We start from the raw sequence: 17,839 nt of genomic DNA, 5'->3' as shown, positions 1-17,839 counted from the left end.
TGACGTCACGCCGGGAACCGCGAGCCGATGCGCTCGTGTAGGATGGTCGGCGAACTTGGCGGTGGTCGAGGCGAGCATCACGATTGCACTTGCGGCATCGCTCCTGGGTGAGCCCGTCGCCGGACCGACGGAGATCCCCGAACCAAGCGAGACCTCCGAGCCGTCTGGCGCTTCGACGGCGCCCGAAGTCGTCGACGCCCCCGATCCGACTCGAGCGCCCGCGTCGTCCACCGTCGTCGAGCCCGAGCCCGAGCCCGAGCCCGAGCCCGAGCCCGAGCCCTCCGCTCCACCGTGCCGCCGACGGGACTTCGAGCGCTTCGACGACTTCGTGGACTGCCGCTCCCGCGCGGCCGGCCTCTCGCCCCCGAGCCCGTTCGTGGCGCCCAAGCCTTCGACCGCTCGGCCCACGACCCTCGATCCCGCGTACGTACCCGAGCTACGCCGCGCCGTCGGCATGCAGACGGCCGGCAGTGTGGGCTTGTGCCTGGGCATCGCCTCGCTCGGCAGCGCGTGGGCGCTGATCGCCGCGAGCAATCGAAGCATGAGCAGGGTGTGGGATGGGCTGAGCCCCGGTCCCCTCGGATTCCCCGAGGCCCGCTGGATCGACCTCGCGGACCATGCCCGCCGGGCCGAGCGCCTGCGCATCGCAAGCCTCACGACCCTGAGCGTGGGGGCGGCCTTGGTCGTGGGCGGCATCGCAGCCTTGGTCGTCGGCACCTCGTGGAAGCGGTGGGCGAAGCGGCACACCCTCGAGGTCGTCCCCGGCGGGCTGAGCCTGCGCTGGTGAGTCAGTTCATCGCCTCGCACGCATCGATGTAGTCCGCTTCCTCGGCCGGGCACCGCTGATTGAGCCCGAGCGCCATGCAGTACCCGCGATGGGCTGCGGTACCGAGCCGAACCACGCAGTCCCGAAACGCCTGACTGCCGCGATCGCCCCCCGCATGGGCCTCGCAGCCGGCAAAATCCGGGTCCTGGTGGGTGCTGTTCGGGGTCGGTCGCCAGTCGCCACCACCCTCGAGGGAGGCCAGCGCATCCCGTCCGTCGGCTGGTCGCCAGCGCCCTTGCACGGAGTCGAAGACGCAATCGTCCTCGTGCAGCTCCACCGACTGGCAGCATTGCCGCCCCGAGCCGCACACGGCATCGATCACTTGATCGTACCAGGTGGGGTTGCACGGTATGGGACAGCCCTCGGGCTCGGACAGGCCCTGCCCCGCGATGTCGCTCACTCGAACACAGAAGCCCGAGCGGCTGCGCTCGTTGTGCTCGCCGAAGAACAGCGGCTCGCCCTCGGGACCGGCGACCGTCGCGGGGTCGTCCGAGCAGCACACGGTCAGGTCGAGGCAATTGTCCGGCGCCATCGAGCTCGGATCACAACGCGCCGCCACCAGCGGGACACCGGGCTCCAGGTCCCCGCAGCCATGGCCGACCACGCCGCCCACGATCACGGCGCCGAGCCACGAGAGCACCAGCCCACCCCTCGCCGTCCTCGCCATCGCTCCGTCGAATCGTGCCACATCTCGCGCGGCTCGGCCGCGAGGGTGCCGCCCTCTCGTGACACGTCGTTCGAGACGTCTTCGGCCGTCTCGAGCCCCGAGAGCGACCGCGCTACCGCCGCATCGGCGGGTTCGAGGCGAACCCGTGATTACGGCACCGCACGAGCAGTCGAGCTTCGGCGCACCACCTCGTCCGCTCGATTCGCCAGAGCTTCGACCCTTGCCGCGTTCGATCGTAGAGTCACACAGTGCCACCCCGCAGCAGCGCGAAGTCCTCGCGCGGCTTCCTCACTCCCGTCCAGAGCCTCAGCGGCCGCTACGAGCTGCTCGGGCGGCTCGGCTCGGGCGGCATGGCCGAGGTCTACCTCGCGCGTGCGGTGGGCCTCGAGGACTTCGAGTTCGAGAAGATCGTGGTGCTCAAGCGGGTGCTGCCCGAGCGCATGGACGACCCGCGCTACATGGCCATGTTCCGCGACGAGGCGCGCGTGGCCGCCACCCTCGAGCACCCCAACATCGTCCACACCCACGACATCGGGCTCAAGGACGACGAGTGCTTCTTCACCATGGAGTACCTCCACGGCGAGGACCTCAAGGCGATCCTGATCGCCGCCCACAAGCAGCAGGAGAAGCTGCCGCTCGAGCTCGCCCTGCAGATCGCGGTGGGCTGCACCGCCGGGCTGCACTACGCCCACGAGCAGACCGACTACGCCGGGCGCCCGCTCGAGATCGTCCACCGCGACGTCTCGCCCTCCAACGTCATCGTCACCCGCCAGAGCGGCGTCAAGCTCATCGACTTCGGCATCGCCAAGGCCACCTCCGACAAGGAGCAGACCGCGGTCGGCGTGCTCAAGGGCAAGGTCGCCTATATGTCGCCCGAGCAGTGCCGCGGCGAGCCGCTCGACCGCCGCAGCGACATCTTCGCCATGGGCATCGTGCTCTACGAGATGGTCACCATGGAGCGGCCCTACAAGGCCGGCACCGTGCTCGGCACCGTGCACAAGCTGCTCGGCGAGGAGCCACCGCCGCCCCGCCAGCTCCGCCCCGACTGCCCCCGGCAGCTCGAGCGCATCATCATCAAGGCGCTGCACAAGGACGCCAACGAGCGCTACCAGACCGCGTTCGAGATGCAAGAGGAGCTCGAGCTGGTCACACGCGACCACCAGCTCCACGGCCTGCCCGGCGCGCTCGGCCGCTACCTCGAGCACCTGTTCGGCCCCAAGCCCCACCCCTGGCGCGAGCGCGCCAAGCAGCCCCCCGCCGTGCCGCGCTGGGCCTGGGCCGAGCTCGACTCCACCGTCACCACGCCGCGCGAGGACGCGGCCAAGCCCATGCCCGCCCTGCCCACGCCCGGCTCGCTGCAGCCGCTCCCCAAGGAGCGGCGCAACACGGTGCCCTCGCCCCAAGCGGCCGTGGCCAACGCACACCCCAGCGGAGCATTCCCGCCGCTGCCCCAGCCCGCCCCGCAGCCCACCGGGTCCTATGTACCGATCGCGTTCGAGAACACCTACGCGTCGGAGCTCGCCCCCGGGTTCGGTCAGGAGCCCGGGCCCGAGCTCGCTCCCGGCCCCATCCTGCCGCCGTCGTCGAGCACCCACGGCGACGCACCACGCGGGGTGCCGCTCAAGTACCTGCTCATCGGCAGCCTCGTCGGCGGCTCGGTGGCGCTGGGTGGCCTCCGCCTGTGGAACCTCGCCAACGAGCCCACGCACAGCGACGCCTCGCCCAGCCTGACGCAGGGCCCGACCGACGCATCGGTCACGGGAGCCTCGGTCACGAGGCCCTCGCTCGCCATGGCCACGCCCGCCACGTCACCGGCCGCATCACCGGCCGCCGCGACCGGCGGCGAGGAGCCCGAGACCAGCTCGGGCGGCCACGACGACGAGCTGCTCGTCGAGGAGCCCGAGCCCGACGCGAACCCTGCCGACGAACCCGCCCGGCTGCTCGCGCGCGCCCGCGAGGCCTTGCCCCGCGACGCCCGCCAGGCCTACCGCGACGCCAAGGCCGCCTACGATCTCGAGCCCTCCCAGGACGCGCTGGAGATCATGGGCGAGGCCGCCTGCAGGCTGCGGCAGGAACCGCGGGCGCGCTACGCCTACACGCGCCTGCGCGGCAACGCCAAGACGGAGCTGCGCCGCAAGTGCAAGCACGAAGGCGTGTCGCTCGACTGAGCCCGCAGGGCGGGGCTCCCTGGCGCTCGCCTCCCGTCCACGGGCGAATCAGTACAGCTCCCCCTCCGCCAGCCGGTGCGACCAGTCGAACAGCTCCGCGTCGATCCCGATGTCGTCGTGCCACGGCAGCGAGACCGCCCCGCCGATCTTGCCCTTGACGCCGATGTCCGCCGACCAGTGGCCCATGGCGTTGGCGTTGACCGCCGCCCACGGCGACATCGTCAGCTGCGGGCCCACCACGTCGTAGAGCTCGACCTTGAGCACGCCGTCGAGCGCCACGCGGGCGTCGAGCTCGGTGTCGAGCACGAACTCCGGCCCCGAGTAGCGGAAGTTGAAGCCGTGGTCGCCCACCATGTCCCAGCCGTCGTCGCCGTCGTAGATCGCCCCCACCTGGACCCAGCTGTTGGCCCCTGCGCCCATCGTGACCGACGAGGGACCATGCGTGGCCACCGAGACGGTGGCGCCGAGCTCCATCGTGGTCACCACCACCACCGGCACCGGACCGATGAAGCCGTACCACGCATAGCGCGGGCTCTCCCACAGCTTCACCGAGCGATCGAGGATCTCGTAGTTGCCGTCGGTGCCCAGCCGCAGCTCGATCTCCGCGTCCATCGTGCCCTTGGCCAGCACCTCGAAGCGATCGATGCTCCACCAGCCGAGGTCCACGTCGAGGTCGAGGTCGGGGTCGAACGAGAAGTGCCCCCCGGTCAGATCGAGGCGCAGGCCGCCCGCGCTCACGAGCGTGGTGGGATCGAACTCGATGTGCCCCGCCGAGCCCGAGGCGCCCTGGGCATCGACGCCCGCCGTGAACTGGTCGAGCGGCACCGCATTGCCCTGCGCGTCCACCCGCGCCACGAAGTCGCCGAACGCGCCGGAATCGTCGGACAGCCGCAGCCCCTCGGAGAACGGCTTGAACTGCCCGTGGAAGCCCCCCTGCGCCACGATGTCGTGGAGCTCGGCCATCTCGGTCTGCACCACCACCTCGGTCCCCGCCTCCTCCACGTCGACCACCCGACGCAGGAAGCCAACGCCGGCTCCATTGACCAGCAGGTCGCCCGGCTGCCAGTCGTCGTCGAGCTTCACCACGCCGCCGTAGAACACCAGCTCCTCGTCGGCCACGTACATCTCGGTGTCCGGCTCGGCGTCCACCAGGAACGTGCGATCGGCCAGCACCAGGCCGTCGTCCTGCGACGACGGCTGCAGGCCCTGCAGCGCCGGGCGCCCCTCGGGCTCTTGATCACAGGCGACCGGGAGCACCAGCAAGGCGGCGATCCACAGGGTCTTGGGAGCGGTGGGCATGGCGTGTCGCATCGATCGGGTCCTGTTCCTCGGCTCGGGTCTGCGATCGGGTCCTTCGCTTCGGACCCCTCGACACGCGGACCGTAGCGATGGACACGCTGAGCTGTTCGCCCAAACGACGTGGCACGAAGACCAAAGTGCTGCTCAATCCCGGCGCGAACGGGGAGCCCCCTCACCGGATCAACCGGCGGTGTTCCGCCGGGCCCTCCGCCGCTCGTGCCCGGCGGTTCCCCCGACCGGCCTGGTCTCGATCGCCGCGAGGACCCGGCCCTCGGCCACCCGCTTGGGTTTCGCGCCCATTGCGCGGCTCGATCCCGGACCACCAGGGCGGAACCTCGGCCGGTCGCGATAGTCTATGGACCACCCGTGGCGACCCCGGCCAGCTCGAGCCAAGAGGCACCCGTGCCCGAGGCGGAGATCGACGAGGCTCCGGCTGCGTCCAGCGAGCCGCAGAGCCCCGAGGCCGAGGCGCGTCGACAAGCGGACATTCGCGATCGTCGCCTGGTCAGGCGCTTGCGCGCGGGTGACCAGCGAGCGTTCGACGAGCTGGTACGGCTCTACCAGCACCGCATCTTCGGACTCACCCTGCGCATGCTCGGCAACCGCCAAGAGGCCGAGGACGTGGCGCAAGAGGTGTTCATCACCCTGCACCGGGCCATCGGCCAGTATCGCGGCGAGGGGCGCTTCTACACGTGGCTCTATCGCATCGCGACCAACACCTGTAAGAACCGCATCAAGTACCTGCGCGGTCGCAACTTCCACCGCAGCGTCCCGGTCGAGGAGACCCCCGAGGCCCACGACCCCGGCCACGACGGACCCTCGGTCCCGCTGCAGGCTCGCATCGCCGGACCCGAGGCCATGACCGAGGGCGCGCGGCTCCAGGCCGCCATCCAGCAGGAGCTCGCCCAGCTCGACCCCGAGCACCGCCTGCTCATCATCCTCCGCGACATCCAGGGCCTGTCCTATCAGGAGATCCTCAACATCACCGGGCTACAGGAGGGCACGCTCAAGTCGCGCCTGCACCGCGCCCGCGTGGCCCTCAAGGAGCGACTGGCGCCTTACCTGAGCTGACCCAACCATGCCCCCCGCGCCAACCATGCCCATCGAGGGGATGCCAACGGAACCCACGCGACCTATGCTCGAGGAGTAACGACGATGCCCGCCACCCAGGACACCAGCGCCGAGCGGATGACGGCCTACCTCGATGCGGAGCTGCCCGCCGACGAGGCGGCCGAGTTCGAGGAGCAGCTCGCTCTCGACCCCGAGGCCCGCTCGGAGGTCGAGATGCTGCGCAAGATGATGTCGCTGGTGAGCAGCCTCCCCGAGGTCGAGGCGCCGCCCGACTTCGCCGAGAAGGTCTCCCGCCGCGTCCGTCGTCGGCAGGCGTTCACCGAGGCCAACTGGGGCCTCGTCTCGCTGCCGTTCCAGGTGCTGAGCATCGTCGTGATCCTCGTCGTGGCCGCGCTCTACATGATGGCGCAGCTCGAGCAGCGACCCACCGGGAAGATGGAGCGCGAGGCGATCCCGGGGACGCACGAGGCGGGGAAGATGCCTTCCTCGGGGCCGGCGCCCGTCGAGCCATAGCGCGGCCCATGGGCGTCTACGGCCCCGACCACACGTACCCCGCGATCCCCTGATCCTGGAACCCGAGGTTGTCGACCGCATTGTCGCGCTCGGCTGCGCTCACCGTATAGAAGTGCGCGTCGGGCCCGACGTTGAGCAGGCGATAGAGCGGGGTCGCGTTGCAGCGATCATCCGGCGAGATGAACCCCATGGCCAGCTCGGGCGCCGCCGTGCCCTCGCAATCGGTCGACGTCGTCAGCCAGCGCTTGCCGTTGCCCTTGATGCAGCGAAACAGCGGCTGCAGGCCTTCGACCTGCGCGTAGATCCAAAAGTAGTCCTGCGCCTCGAGGTTCTTGTCGCCGCTCTGCGCCTCGGCGAGATCCGTGGTGTAGAAGTGGCCGAGCGTGGGGCTGTTGGAGCGGTGCACGCTCACGCGACACCCGGGCAGCGGACCCTGGTCGCACGCGCCGTCGCAATCGTCGTCGATCACGTTGCAAGCCTCGGGCGGGGCCAGGCACACGGGCTCGCCCGCGGCGGCGCAGACGTCGGTGCAGTCGACCACGCCCTCGGAGCCGCAGGTGGTCGTGCAGAGCATGCCCTCCTGACAGTCGATCGGCGTCTCGCAGCCGCTCTGCACGTCGCCGTCGCAGTCGCTGTAGCCCGGCTCGCAGCTCGCCATCGCGCACTCGCCGGCCACGCACGAGGCCACCGCCTGGGGGACGACGCAGCTGCGCCCGCACTGGCCACAGTTGCTCGGGTCGGTGTCGAGCTCGGCACACATCGCGCCGCACACGACCTCGTTGGCCGCGCACTCCAAGGGCGGCTCACCGGTGTCGTCCACCGTGCCCCCGTCGCCCCCGCTCGCGCCCGTGGTGGCCGTGCCGCCGTCGCTCACCGTGCCCGCGCTGCTCGCCTCGCCGTCACCGCGGGCATCGTCGCCTCCGCATGCGCCCACGAGCCATGGACCGACGAGCACGGCAGTGCCGAGCGCACGGGCGAGCCACCGCCCGTGCGTGCGCAGCGACGAGCGTGCTCCCGCTCGCGCCATCTCAGGCCAGGATCTCCGAGAGGTCCTCGCTGGTCTCGCCGCCGTTGAACCCGTAGCTCGGCGTCTCGATCCCCAGCGCCCGCAGCGCGGTCACGTGGGCCATGCCGAGGTTGCCGTCGGGCACGCGCTGGTGCACGCCGGGGTTGATGGCCCCGCACGCGCGTCCGGCCAGGATCACCGGGTGCTCCTTGTTGCCGTGCTGCCAGCCCTCGCCGTACTCCGAGGTCCCGAACACCAGCATGCGATCGAGCAGCGAGATCCCGGTGGGATCGACGGTCGCCTGCATCACGTCGAGGAAGCGGGCGAACGCCTGCATCTGGTAGAGCGTGATGTCGCGAACCTGCTGCCACAGACCATCGTGGCAGGTCTTGTGCATCTCGTCGGCCACGCCCAGGTTCGAGAACAGGTGGGTGGTGGCGGGCGAGGTGAGCATGAAGCTGAACACCCGCGTCAGCCCACACAGCAGGCCCCGCGCCAGCAGCTGGGCCATGATGTCGGTCTTCTCGATGAGGTCGGCGGAGCCGGCCGGGGCCCCGGGATCGTCGCACGCGGCGACCGAGAGCTCGAGGCGGCGCTGGATCTCGTCGAGGTGGGCGAGGTGCTCGTCCAGGCGAATCCGATCGGCCGCCCCCAGGCGCCCGCGCAGGTCGTTGGCGTCGGCCATCACCGCGTCGAGCAGGCTGGCGCGGTTGGTGAGCGACGTGGTGTCGGCGGGCACGTCGAACAACAGCCCGTAGAGCTGCCCCGGATCCATCACCGGCAGGTTGAGCGAGTCGGGCCCGTTGTACGAGATCGCATTCCAGTGCCCGTAGTCGTGGAAGCGAGCGTCGGAGATCCCCATCACCAGCGAGCGAAAGCGCGGCACGTCGGTCCCGTAGAACTCGTCGTGCTTGGCCACGTACTGGTCGAGGCTGGGCCGCAGCGCGGTGAGCGTGTGCGACGGGTGATCGAAGCCCTCGGGTCGAGGCCGATCCGAGGTGAGCGCGACCATGAAGCCGCGCATGTGGCCGTCACCCTGGCCGGGCGGATCGGACGGCACCTCGGTCTTGGGCTCGAGCCCGGTCGCCACGCTGACCTGGTGGGCAGCCAGCGGCATCAGCAGCTCGCTGGGCGTGTAGCCGACCCCGGTTGCGGCCGGGGTCCACAGGTCGGGGTACCCGCCTCCGCCCTGCGCCGCGCCGTGCCCGGCGTGCCAGGGCGTGCCATTGGCCCAGAAGAAGACCCCGAAGATCGGCTGGTCGTCGGCGCCGTTGGCCAGGGCGCCGTGGGTGCCCAGCATGGCCTCGAGCGGCGGCAGGGCCAGCGACACCGCAGCGCCGCCCGCCGCTCCACGCAGCAGGGTTCGGCGGGAGAGCATCCCCTTTCGTCGGCCGGGCCGACCCCAATCGTCGAGTCTCATGCCCCTTCCTCCTCCGCAGGCGCCAGGGTGCGGAACCCTTCGTGGGTGATCAGGGTGAGCAAGAGCCGCTTGAACCGATAGCCGTCGTCGGCGAAGCGGTCACCCAGATCGAGCAGGATGTCGGCCTCGGTCTCGTGCTCGAGGCGCCCCTGTGCGTGGCGGAACAGCTGCTTGACCACGCAGGTGCCCACGCGCGGATCGGCGGCGAGCATCGGCCCCAGCTCGGTGGCGCTGGCCAGCGGCTGGCCATCGAGCTCGCCGCTGGCATCGATCGTCAGCCCGTCCTTGTCCACGGTTCGGAACACGCCGATCGAGTCGAAGCTCTCGAACAAGAAGCCCGGTGGATCGATGAAGCTGTGGCACCCCGCGCACGCGGGATTGGTCGCATGCTCCGACAGCCGCTCGCGCAGCGTCTTGCCCTCGCCCTCTTGCTCGGGGATGTTGGTGTCCACGTCGTCGGGCGGGGGCTGGACCGTCTGGCACAGCACGCGCTCGCGCAGGTACTTGCCGCGGCGGGTGGGCGAGGGCTCGGTCTCGTGGGCGTTCATCATCAAGAACGCCCCCAGGGTGAGCATGCCCGCCCGCGGCCCGTCGGCGGGCAGCTCGACCGGCACGAACGAGATCGGCGAGGCCCCGGGCGCATCGACCCCGTAGAGCATCGCCAGCTCCTCGTTCACGAACGTGTTGCGGGTGCCGAAGATCCCACGGATGTCCGCATCGCGACGGAACACGAAGTCGTTCACGAGGAGCTGCACCTCGGTCTTCATCGAGGCCGGCAGCGTGCTCGAGAACATCGGATAGACCATGGGGTCGCGGGCGATGCCGTCCAGGCGCCCCAGATCGAAGAACTGCGCGAAGAATTCCTGGATCGCCGCGCTCGCGCGCGGGTCGGCCAGCATGCGCTCGGCGTGCTCGCGCAGGCCCTGCTCGGTGAGCAGCACGTCGGTGGCCGCCGCGTCGAGCAGCTCGTCGTCGGGCGTGGTGTTCCACAGCAGGAACGAGAGCCGGCTGGCCATCTCGTGCGAGGTGAAGCGCAGCCGAGCCGGATCTTCGGGGTCGGGCTCGCCCAGCTCCACGCGGTAGAGGAAGTGGGGCGATTGCAGCATCCCGGCCACGGCCAGGCGCAGGCCCTCCCAGGCGTCGGGGTTGGCGAGCTGCACCGTGATCTGCTGCCAGCGCAGCAGCTCCTCGGACGTCAGCGGGCGGCGGTAGGCTCGACGCCCGAAGTCCTCGAGGAAGCCCTGCACGCACTGGTCGCCGGGAGCCAGCGGCTCGCAGCCCACCAGGGCCAGGCGCGCGTTGGGGTCGCCGAAGATCGCGTGGGTGAGCTCGTCGGCGGCTTCCTCGTAGAGCTGGGTACCCAGCTCGGAGAGGGTGGTCGTGGTGGCCCCGATGTTGAAGAAGAGGTAGGGGTTGGTATCGGGCTCGAGCGCCACCGCGGGCAGACCCGGGGCGAGCACCGACTGCAAGCTGTTGCGGTACTGGTCGGCGGTCAGCCGCGGGAGCACGGCGGGCGCCGGGTCGAACACCAGCGGGGTGCCGTCGGTATCGGAGTCGGTCGGGTCGCCGTCGGTCTCGGTGCCGTCGGTCGCCGAGGCGTCACCGCCGTCGGCTCCGGGCTCGCGCGACGGACCGTCGTAGCAGGCGGCCGTGGCGGCGAGCGTCGTCAGGGCCAGCACCGGCGTGGCGACCCAGCGCACTCGTTGTCGCTCATCCTCGCGAGCGTGTGTCATGCATCCCCCCTCTGGCGCGATCCGCCCGATTCCCCCACCGCGCGCAACTCTATCACGCACGCACACGACCCGCGACGCCGGCCGAATGCGCGCGATGAGCCCGACGATCGTGACCGTGCGAGAGTCCTAGTCGTCGCGGTCGACCCGCCGGCACCCCGCTGCCGGGGCCATTCGTGCGGGCAGCTCGGGCAGCGGCGGCAGCTCGGGGTGCTCGGCCCGCAGCGCCTCGTAGGCCGCCACGGCCTGGGCGTGGGCGGAGAGCTCCTCCTCCCGCTCCTCCTCCGCCTCCTCGCGCCGCGTCGGGTTGGCGAGCTCCGCCCTGATCCGCGCCTCCGCCTCCTTGGCCGTCAGCTCTCCGCGGCGAAACGCCAGGTACTGATCGACCACGAACCCGAGCTCGGGGTTGCGATCGGGCCCGCGAAAGTCCATGCACCGCGTGGCCCCGATCCCCGGGTCCCCCTTGCGACCGACCTCCTCCGGGTACTCGCGCGGGATCGCATCGTAGGGCTCGAAGTCGGGCACGTCCGTGAACATGTCCCACATCGGCGCGGCCGAGGCGTCGGGCCGGCCCAGCGGCGGCACCCCGAGCAGGCGCTCGATCGTCGCGAACACCGACGAGAACGAGTAGTGGGCGTGGCTGACGTACCCGCGCCGCACCCACGGGCTGATGACCAAGAGCGGCGAGCGTGACTCGTCGATGTGATCGTCGGAGCCCTGCGGGTCGTCCTGCAGCACGATGATCACGGTGCTCTCCCAGAAGGGCGAGTGGCTGATCGCATCGACGACGATGCCGACCGCCGCGTCGTTGTCGGCGGTCATCGACTGCGGGGTGGGAACCCCGGGGGAGACCCCCTGCCCGTGGTCGTTGGGCAGCGAGAGGAACGTGAAGTCGGCCAGCTCGCCGGCTGCGACCTCCGAGGCCACGTACTGCGCCTTGACCACGTCCTGCACGTCGTAGTTGATGATGGTGCCGCCCGGAAAGCCGATGTCGGAGAACTGCGACACGGGGCCCACGGTGCTGTCGTGCAGGATGCCCACGATCTCGCCGTAGATCTGGATCGACTTGCCGTTGTCGAGCAGCCACGAGAAGAAGTTGCCGCGATCGGGGATCGCCGGCGGCGAGATCGGGTAGGTCTGGAGCACGTCGTACTCGTCGCGATCGAAGTTGATCCGCTCGACCCACTCGGTCCAGTGCGTGGCGGTGAGGAAGGTATGGCCCATGTCGGACTCCTGGGAGTCCGTGAAGAAGTGGTCGCCGATCACGAAGCGCTCCGCCAGCGCCCGCTTGTTGACGGTGATCGACTGCTCCCACTTGAGGTACGCGGGATCGGCCTCGACCCCGAGCGCCGCGGCGGACTCGCCGAACAGCGCGTCGAAGGTCTGATTCTCGTTGACGATGAGCACCACGTGCTCGATGGCCGGGCTGCCCCCGTAGTCGAGGGGCAGCGGGAAGTCGGAGCCACAGTCGGGGGGCACGGCCAGCTCGAGCGGGCGTCGAAAGTTGGAGATCACCTCGTTGGTCGCGTCGGCGAGCTCGAAGCCCTGGAGGTCGATGATCGACACCCCGCCCCGATAGATCCCGTGATCGCCGGCGTCGCCCAGGACCCGGGAGCGCGAGCCGTTGGCGCGCAGCTCCGAGACCACCAGCTGCTGGCCATCGGGGCTGCCGGCGACCCCCGTGGGGTACCAGCGGGTCGGGATCGAGCCGAGCGGGGTGAGCGTGCTGGCCTCGAACACGCCGATCGCCGAGTCGCTGCCGCGCGCGGCGTAGAGCCGATCGGTGGGGCCGTCGACCCAGAGCGCGTTGACGTTGCTGTGCGGCAGCGGCTGCCCCATCGCGTCGACGAAGTCCGCCTCGGCCACCGGCGTCGAGCCCACGACGGCGCGCGTGACGGTGTCGACGGCCACGATCTGGTCCGCACCCGTGACGGACACGAACACCCGCGACTCGTCCTCGGCCAGCACCATCATCGAGGGCGAGGTCGGCAGCGGAACGGTGGCGCCCACCATGTCGGTGTCGAGCTCGAAGATGCTCAGGTCCTCACCGGTGAAGTCGGTGGACCACAGCTCGTTGCGGCTGGGCACGTACAGCACGTCCCAGGGCTGCACGCCTGGCTGCAGCGTGCGGGTGACGGTCATCGTGGCCGTGTCGACCTCGGTGATGCGGTTGGCGTCGAAGCTCGCGACCCACAGAGTCGCGCCGTCGGGGCTGCCGGCCATGCCCGCCGTCCACCCCCCCACGGGCACCTCGCCCGCGCTGGTCACCATGCCGTCGGCGGCGACGTCGAAGTATTCGATGCCCCCGGGCACTCCGTTGGACGCGTACAGTCGGCTCCCGTCGGGCGAGACCAGCAGCCCGTAGTAGGCCTCCTGTCGATCGATGTCCTGGACGATGTCGCCGGTGCTGCGATCGATGACGTAGAGCCGCCGATCCTCTCGGCTGGCCGTGGTGACGTAGGCGACCTCGGCCGTGGGGTGCACCGCCACGTCGAAGCCGTAGCCGCGCAGCAACCGGCTCTCGCCGAGGCTGTCGGCCCGCCGCCCGTTCACGAGGATCGTGGAGCCGTCGTCCTGCACGCCGGGCCACTGCGTGGCCGCATCGACCGGATCGGCCACGCAGCCCACCTGCGGCGGCACGACCATGTCCGGGATCGGGGTGCCCGTGCTGTCCACCCCGGACGTGTCGGTGGTGGTCGACCCGCCCGTCCCCTCGGTCCCCGTGCCGGTGGTCGGCGCATCCGTGGTCTGGGTCGGGCCGTCGTTGCAGGCCGAGGACCCGGCCAGGAGCCCGGCCAGGAGCCCAGCCGGGAGCCCAGCCGGGGGCCAGGCCGGGAACGAGATCGAGAGGGCGGGAGACCACGCGCGCCGAGGCATGGCCGATGATCGAGGGATCGATGGCCCATGCCAAGTGACGTCGGCGTGCGGACGAAGAACGCCCGTTCGCACGCCCCAGCGGGCTACTCCTCGCTCTTCCAGTTCTCGAGCGCGTCGGTGGCCGACTGCTTCATGTCCGCGCCGAGCTCGTCGTTGCCCTTGACCGCCTCGGCCAGCGCGGTGAGCTTCTCCATGTAGCTCTTCTTGTCCTCGCGGCGATCGATGTCGAGCACCGCCGTGAACACGCGGTCGCTCAGGGTCCCCGCCTTGGCCAGGGCCGTGACCTCGTCGACGAGCTTCGGCAAGACCGCGGCGCAATCCTGCTTCTCGTCGCCCTCACCCACCTCCACGCTGGTGATCGAGCCGATGATCTGCTCGGCGTCCTCGTGGGGGTTGTAGGGATTGTCGGCGTCCTCGGCCGGCGCGGGCGCCTTGGCCAGGGTCACGGCGACCTCCGAGGCGATCGTGCAGCTGTTGCCGAGCAGCTGGTTGGCCGCCATCAGCTCCGCCGCCGCGAAGCCACGGTTGTGCAGCTCGGGGTTCTTCGCCGCCACGTTGGCCAGCAACTCCAGGCACTTGACGTTCTCGCCACACTCCGAGGCGGTCGGCATCAAGCTCACGAACGCCTCCTTGTGGGGCAGCGCGATCAGGGTGGCCTCGAGCGTCGGCCGCAGCGCGTCACCGAACAGCTTCTCTTCCTCGGCGTTGCGCAGATCGGACGCGAGACCGTTGGCGATCTCCTCGTTCTTCTCGCTGGCGAGCGCCACCAACCCCGTGGCGACCAGCGCGTCGTGCTTGAGCCAGTCGAGGTTGCGCAGCACGCTCTGCGCCGACCAGCGCACCACGTCGCTGGAATCACCGAGCAGGTTGACCAGCGTGCGCGCAATCGCCTCCTGGTCCTCGTCCTCGGAATCGTCCACGACCTTCGAGAATGCGTCGTAGGCCGCACAGTCGCCGTCGATGTTCCTGCCTTCCGCGTCGAGCTTGCAGCCCTCGAGCCCCGCGAGCGCATCGACCAAGGGCTTGTGGTTGTCGGCCGCGTCCTTGCCCTTGGGGCCATCGGCCGTGATCGCGGCGGCGGGCTTGGCCTCTTCGGGCTTGGCGGCGGCCGGCTCGGCGTCGCCCGCCTTGGCGGCGGCGGGAGCCTTGGCGTCGTTGGGCTTGGCCTCGGTCTGGTCCTTGTTGCCGCAGGCGGCCAGCAGCAGCGAGACGCAGGAGATCAGCAGGGCGGGACGGGAGAGTCGGGAATTGATCATCGCGGGCCTTTCGGGCGCGCGCGGAATAGCGCAGGCCCCCCTCCCCCTCAATACCACCGCCTCGAACGCACAATTGGCCGGCTCCGCGGCCATCGGACGGAGCCCCGCCAGTCACGCCTTCCGGCGCTCAGGTCAACAGCCCCACCGTGTCGATCACCGAGGGCCGCGTGAACAGCTCCTTGGGCAGCCGCTGGAACTGCCGGTGCATCACGAGCACCACCACGATGTCCGCCCGCCGCAGCGCATCCTCGGCCTCGCACAGCTCGAGTCCCTCGATCGGGCACGCCCGCAGGTGCGGCTCGACCACCAGGAGCTCGGCCGAGAGCTCGGCCTGCAGCGCTCGTACCACCGCCACCGCCGGGCTCTCGCGCACGTCGTCGATGTTCGGCTTGTAGCTCAGCCCCAGGCATGCCACGCGCGGTCGCTTGAAGCGCTCGGCCAGCTCCTTCACCCGCGCCACCACCTTGCGCGGCCGGTCGTCGTTGACCCCCCGCGCGGCCTGGATCAAGGGCGTGTCCTCGGGCGCCGTCGCCACGATGAACCATGGATCCACCGCGATGCAGTGGCCCCCCACCCCGGGTCCCGGTCGCAGGATCTCCACGCGCGGGTGCTGGTTGGCCAGCCCGATCACCTCCCAGGGATCGAGCCCCAGCCGATCGCACACGTTGGCCAGCTCGTTGGCGAACGCCACGTTCACGTCGCGATAGGCGTTCTCGCTGAGCTTGACCAGCTCGGCCGTCTCGGCCCGGCAGCGGTGCACCTCGCCCTTGACGAAGCCCTCGTAGAACCGCGCCGCCACCTCGGTGCAGGCCTCGGTCACCCCGCCCACGACTCGCGCGTTCTCCACCACCTCGCGGATCACCGCCCCGGGCAGCACGCGCTCGGGCGCGTGGGCCACGTAGACGTCACGCCCTGCCACCAACCCCGCCTCGGCGAGCACCCCCGCCACCAGCGAGCGCGTGGTGGTGGGCGGCACCGTGGACTCGAGCACCACCAGGTTGCCCGGCCGCAGCACGGGTACGAGCGCCCGCGTGGCCGCCTCCACGTGCCGCAGGTCGGGCTGGTGACCCTCGCGAAACGGGGTGGGCACGCAGATGAGGAACGTGCGGGCATGCGGGGGCTCGGGCAGCGCCCGCAGGCTGCCCGCCGCCACCGCGGCCCGCACCAGCGCATCGAGCTCCGGCTCGACGATGTGCACCTGCCCCGCATTGATGGTCTGCAGCACATCCGCGCGCAGATCGACCCCGGCCACGGCAAGGCCGTGCGTTGCGAGCACCGCGGCGGTGGGCAGGCCCACGTAGCCCAGGCCTACTACGCACACGTCGTGGGGCTCGCTCGGCTCGCTCGGCCCGCCCGCTCCTCCAAGACCCGACGAACCTTCGATTGCTCCGCTCAACGCCGCTCATGCTATAGCTGACGCCCGATGACGTCCACTGGGGCGAGGACAGCAGGCGACGAGCATCGAGGGCCGTCATGAGGGCCTCGCTCGACACTGTCTGGGTGGGCGCGGTGGGGGCATTCTTCATCACCGCCCTGACCATGCCGCTGGTCTTGCGCGCCTGGAAGGCGCTGGGTCGACGCGACCAAGAAGTCAGCCTGCGCAAGGTCCATACCGGAGAGATCCCCCGCGCGGGTGGCCTGGTGATGCTGTTCGGCTTTGGCGTGGCCCTCATCGCGGGCCTGGCCGGCAACAACCCGCTCAGCCTCACCCATCACCTGTTCTCGGTCACCCCGCTCACGGGCTCGCTGCTCGGTGCGCTCATCGTCGGGCTCACCGGCCTCTACGACGACCTCGTGGGTCTGCGGGCGCGCACCAAGCTGCTGATGCAGATCGTGGCCGCCACCGTCGCGGTGCTCTACGGCCTGCACTGGCCCGCGCTCGAGCTCTTGGTGGGCTGGGAGCTGTGGTGGATCACGCCCCCGCTCACCGCTCTGTTCCTGGTGGCTGCCGTCAACGCGGTCAACCTGATGGACGGCCTCGACGGCCTCGCGGGTGGGATCGCGTTCATCGGCTTCGCCACGATCCTCGTCTCGATCGTCTCCGCCCCGGTGGTGGGCCCGGTCAACATCGCCGTCGCGTGGACCACCGCCTGCGCGCTGGGAGCGGTGGGCGGGTTCCTGGTGTTCAACCGCCACCCCGCCCGCGTGTTCATGGGCGACGCGGGCAGCTACTTCCTGGGCTTCTTGCTCGCGGCGCTCCTGCTGCACACGCGCCCGGTGCGTTGGCGCGTGCCCGAGCTGCAGTTCGTGATCCCGTGGCTGGTGCTCACGCTGCCGTTCTTCGACATGGGCATGGCGGTGCTGCGCCGCAAGCTGCGGGGCCAGCCCGTGTTCAGCAGCGACTCCGATCACGTGCACCACCGCCTGCTCGCCGCCGGGTTCTCCCATGCCCACGCGGTGGCCCTGTTGTGGGCCTGCACCGCCATGTTCGCGGTGCTCGCCTACCTCACCGTGATCGGCGTGGGCGGCTGGTGGAACGTGCTGGGCACGGTGGTGGCCCTGCTCGTCGCCTCGGTGCTGCTGGGCTACCACCGCCTGCTGACCCGCCTGCCCGCGTTCTCGGGCGAGCGTCGGGTGGGCTGGCGCGATCGTCGGCGCGAGGTCATGGAGATCCTCGCCGCCCTGCGGCGACTCGAGGACGATGCGGAGGGCGATGCGGGTCCGACCCGCTGGCGTCGGCTCGCACCCGAGGTCGGCGAGCTGCTGCGGCGCCTGGGCGTGCCCGGCTTCGAGGTCCGCGTGGGCCAGGCCACGGTGGTCGAGCACGGCACCACCGACGGCACCTGGGCCTTCCTCGGCCTGCCGCTGCCCGATCCACAGCAGGGACAGCGCGCCGAGCTGCGGCTGGCGCTCGCCGTGCGACTGCCCGATCTCCAGCAAGAACAGCTGATGCTGCTCGAGCGCGTGGTGGGGCTGATGGCCGGAGCCAGCTCCGCGGCACGACAGTGGGTACCCGCACGCGGCTCGCTGCAAGAGCAGCCCGCCGAGCCGGGTGGCTGACACGAG

13 protein-coding genes are annotated in these 17,839 nt (G+C 70.6%); 5 read left to right on the top strand and 8 right to left on the bottom strand.

Annotated features, from left to right (window positions below; translation table 11 throughout):
* Positions 1-55: 55 nt before the first annotated feature.
* Positions 56-787: a hypothetical protein gene (locus OEB96_RS09910; protein ID WP_266215282.1), complete on the top strand. Its 732-nt coding sequence runs from the start codon at positions 56-58 to the stop codon at positions 785-787.
* Position 788: 1 nt separating this feature from the next.
* On the opposite strand, the gene OEB96_RS09905 is transcribed toward OEB96_RS09910, so the two are convergent.
* Positions 789-1,466, bottom strand: coding sequence for a hypothetical protein (locus OEB96_RS09905; protein WP_266215281.1), 678 nt, complete (start codon positions 1,464-1,466; stop codon positions 789-791).
* A 275-nt stretch (positions 1,467-1,741) separates the two neighbouring features.
* Here OEB96_RS09905 and OEB96_RS09900 point away from each other — a divergent pair, with 275 nt between their 5' ends.
* Complete coding sequence (locus OEB96_RS09900; RefSeq protein ID WP_266215279.1) at positions 1,742-3,661, top strand: serine/threonine protein kinase; 1,920 nt, start codon at positions 1,742-1,744, stop codon at positions 3,659-3,661.
* Between the two features lie 48 nt (positions 3,662-3,709).
* Here the strand turns inward: OEB96_RS09900 and OEB96_RS09895 are convergent, their stop codons facing one another.
* Complete coding sequence (locus OEB96_RS09895) at positions 3,710-4,960, bottom strand: hypothetical protein (RefSeq protein WP_266215278.1); 1,251 nt, start codon at positions 4,958-4,960, stop codon at positions 3,710-3,712.
* Positions 4,961-5,326: 366 nt separating this feature from the next.
* Here OEB96_RS09895 and OEB96_RS09890 point away from each other — a divergent pair, with 366 nt between their 5' ends.
* Both OEB96_RS09890 and OEB96_RS09885 read left to right on the top strand, forming a co-directional pair.
* Positions 5,327-6,031 (top strand): sigma-70 family RNA polymerase sigma factor, encoded by a 705-nt coding sequence (locus OEB96_RS09890; RefSeq protein WP_266215277.1) that lies wholly within the window; start codon positions 5,327-5,329, stop codon positions 6,029-6,031.
* A gap of 84 nt (positions 6,032-6,115) precedes the next feature.
* A complete protein-coding gene (locus OEB96_RS09885) occupies positions 6,116-6,544 on the top strand; it encodes an anti-sigma factor family protein (RefSeq protein WP_266215276.1) in 429 nt (142 codons plus the stop codon).
* Positions 6,545-6,560: 16 nt separating this feature from the next.
* Here the strand turns inward: OEB96_RS09885 and OEB96_RS09880 are convergent, their stop codons facing one another.
* The 6 genes from OEB96_RS09880 to wecC all read right to left on the bottom strand — a co-directional run bounded on the left by OEB96_RS09880 (position 6,561) and on the right by wecC (position 16,229).
* Positions 6,561-7,571: a hypothetical protein gene (locus tag OEB96_RS09880; protein WP_266215275.1), complete on the bottom strand. Its 1,011-nt coding sequence runs from the start codon at positions 7,569-7,571 to the stop codon at positions 6,561-6,563.
* Position 7,572: 1 nt separating this feature from the next.
* Positions 7,573-8,970 (bottom strand): DUF1552 domain-containing protein, encoded by a 1,398-nt coding sequence (locus OEB96_RS09875; protein WP_266215274.1) that lies wholly within the window; start codon positions 8,968-8,970, stop codon positions 7,573-7,575.
* On the bottom strand, positions 8,967-10,703 hold the full coding sequence (locus OEB96_RS09870) for a DUF1592 domain-containing protein (protein WP_266215273.1): 1,737 nt from the start codon (positions 10,701-10,703) through the stop codon (positions 8,967-8,969). Before OEB96_RS09870 ends, OEB96_RS09875 begins: the two co-directional genes overlap by 4 nt.
* 126 nt (positions 10,704-10,829) lie before the next feature.
* Positions 10,830-13,577, bottom strand: a complete 2,748-nt coding sequence (locus OEB96_RS09865; protein ID WP_266215271.1) for a bifunctional YncE family protein/alkaline phosphatase family protein — start codon at positions 13,575-13,577, stop codon at positions 10,830-10,832.
* 83 nt (positions 13,578-13,660) lie between these two features.
* On the bottom strand, positions 13,661-14,833 hold the full coding sequence (locus OEB96_RS09860; protein WP_266215270.1) for a hypothetical protein: 1,173 nt from the start codon (positions 14,831-14,833) through the stop codon (positions 13,661-13,663).
* A gap of 127 nt (positions 14,834-14,960) precedes the next feature.
* Positions 14,961-16,229: a UDP-N-acetyl-D-mannosamine dehydrogenase gene (wecC, locus tag OEB96_RS09855; RefSeq protein ID WP_266215269.1), complete on the bottom strand. Its 1,269-nt coding sequence runs from the start codon at positions 16,227-16,229 to the stop codon at positions 14,961-14,963.
* A 77-nt stretch (positions 16,230-16,306) separates the two neighbouring features.
* On the opposite strand from wecC, the gene OEB96_RS09850 reads away from it, so the two are divergent.
* Positions 16,307-17,833: a glycosyltransferase family 4 protein gene (locus tag OEB96_RS09850; protein ID WP_266215268.1), complete on the top strand. Its 1,527-nt coding sequence runs from the start codon at positions 16,307-16,309 to the stop codon at positions 17,831-17,833.
* The last annotated feature ends 6 nt before the right edge of the window (positions 17,834-17,839 follow it).

Source organism: Paraliomyxa miuraensis, assembly GCF_026337845.1.
GTDB classification, from domain to species: domain Bacteria; phylum Myxococcota_A; class Polyangia; order Nannocystales; family Nannocystaceae; genus Paraliomyxa; species Paraliomyxa miuraensis.
This window is presented reverse-complemented; position numbering and strand designations above follow the sequence as displayed.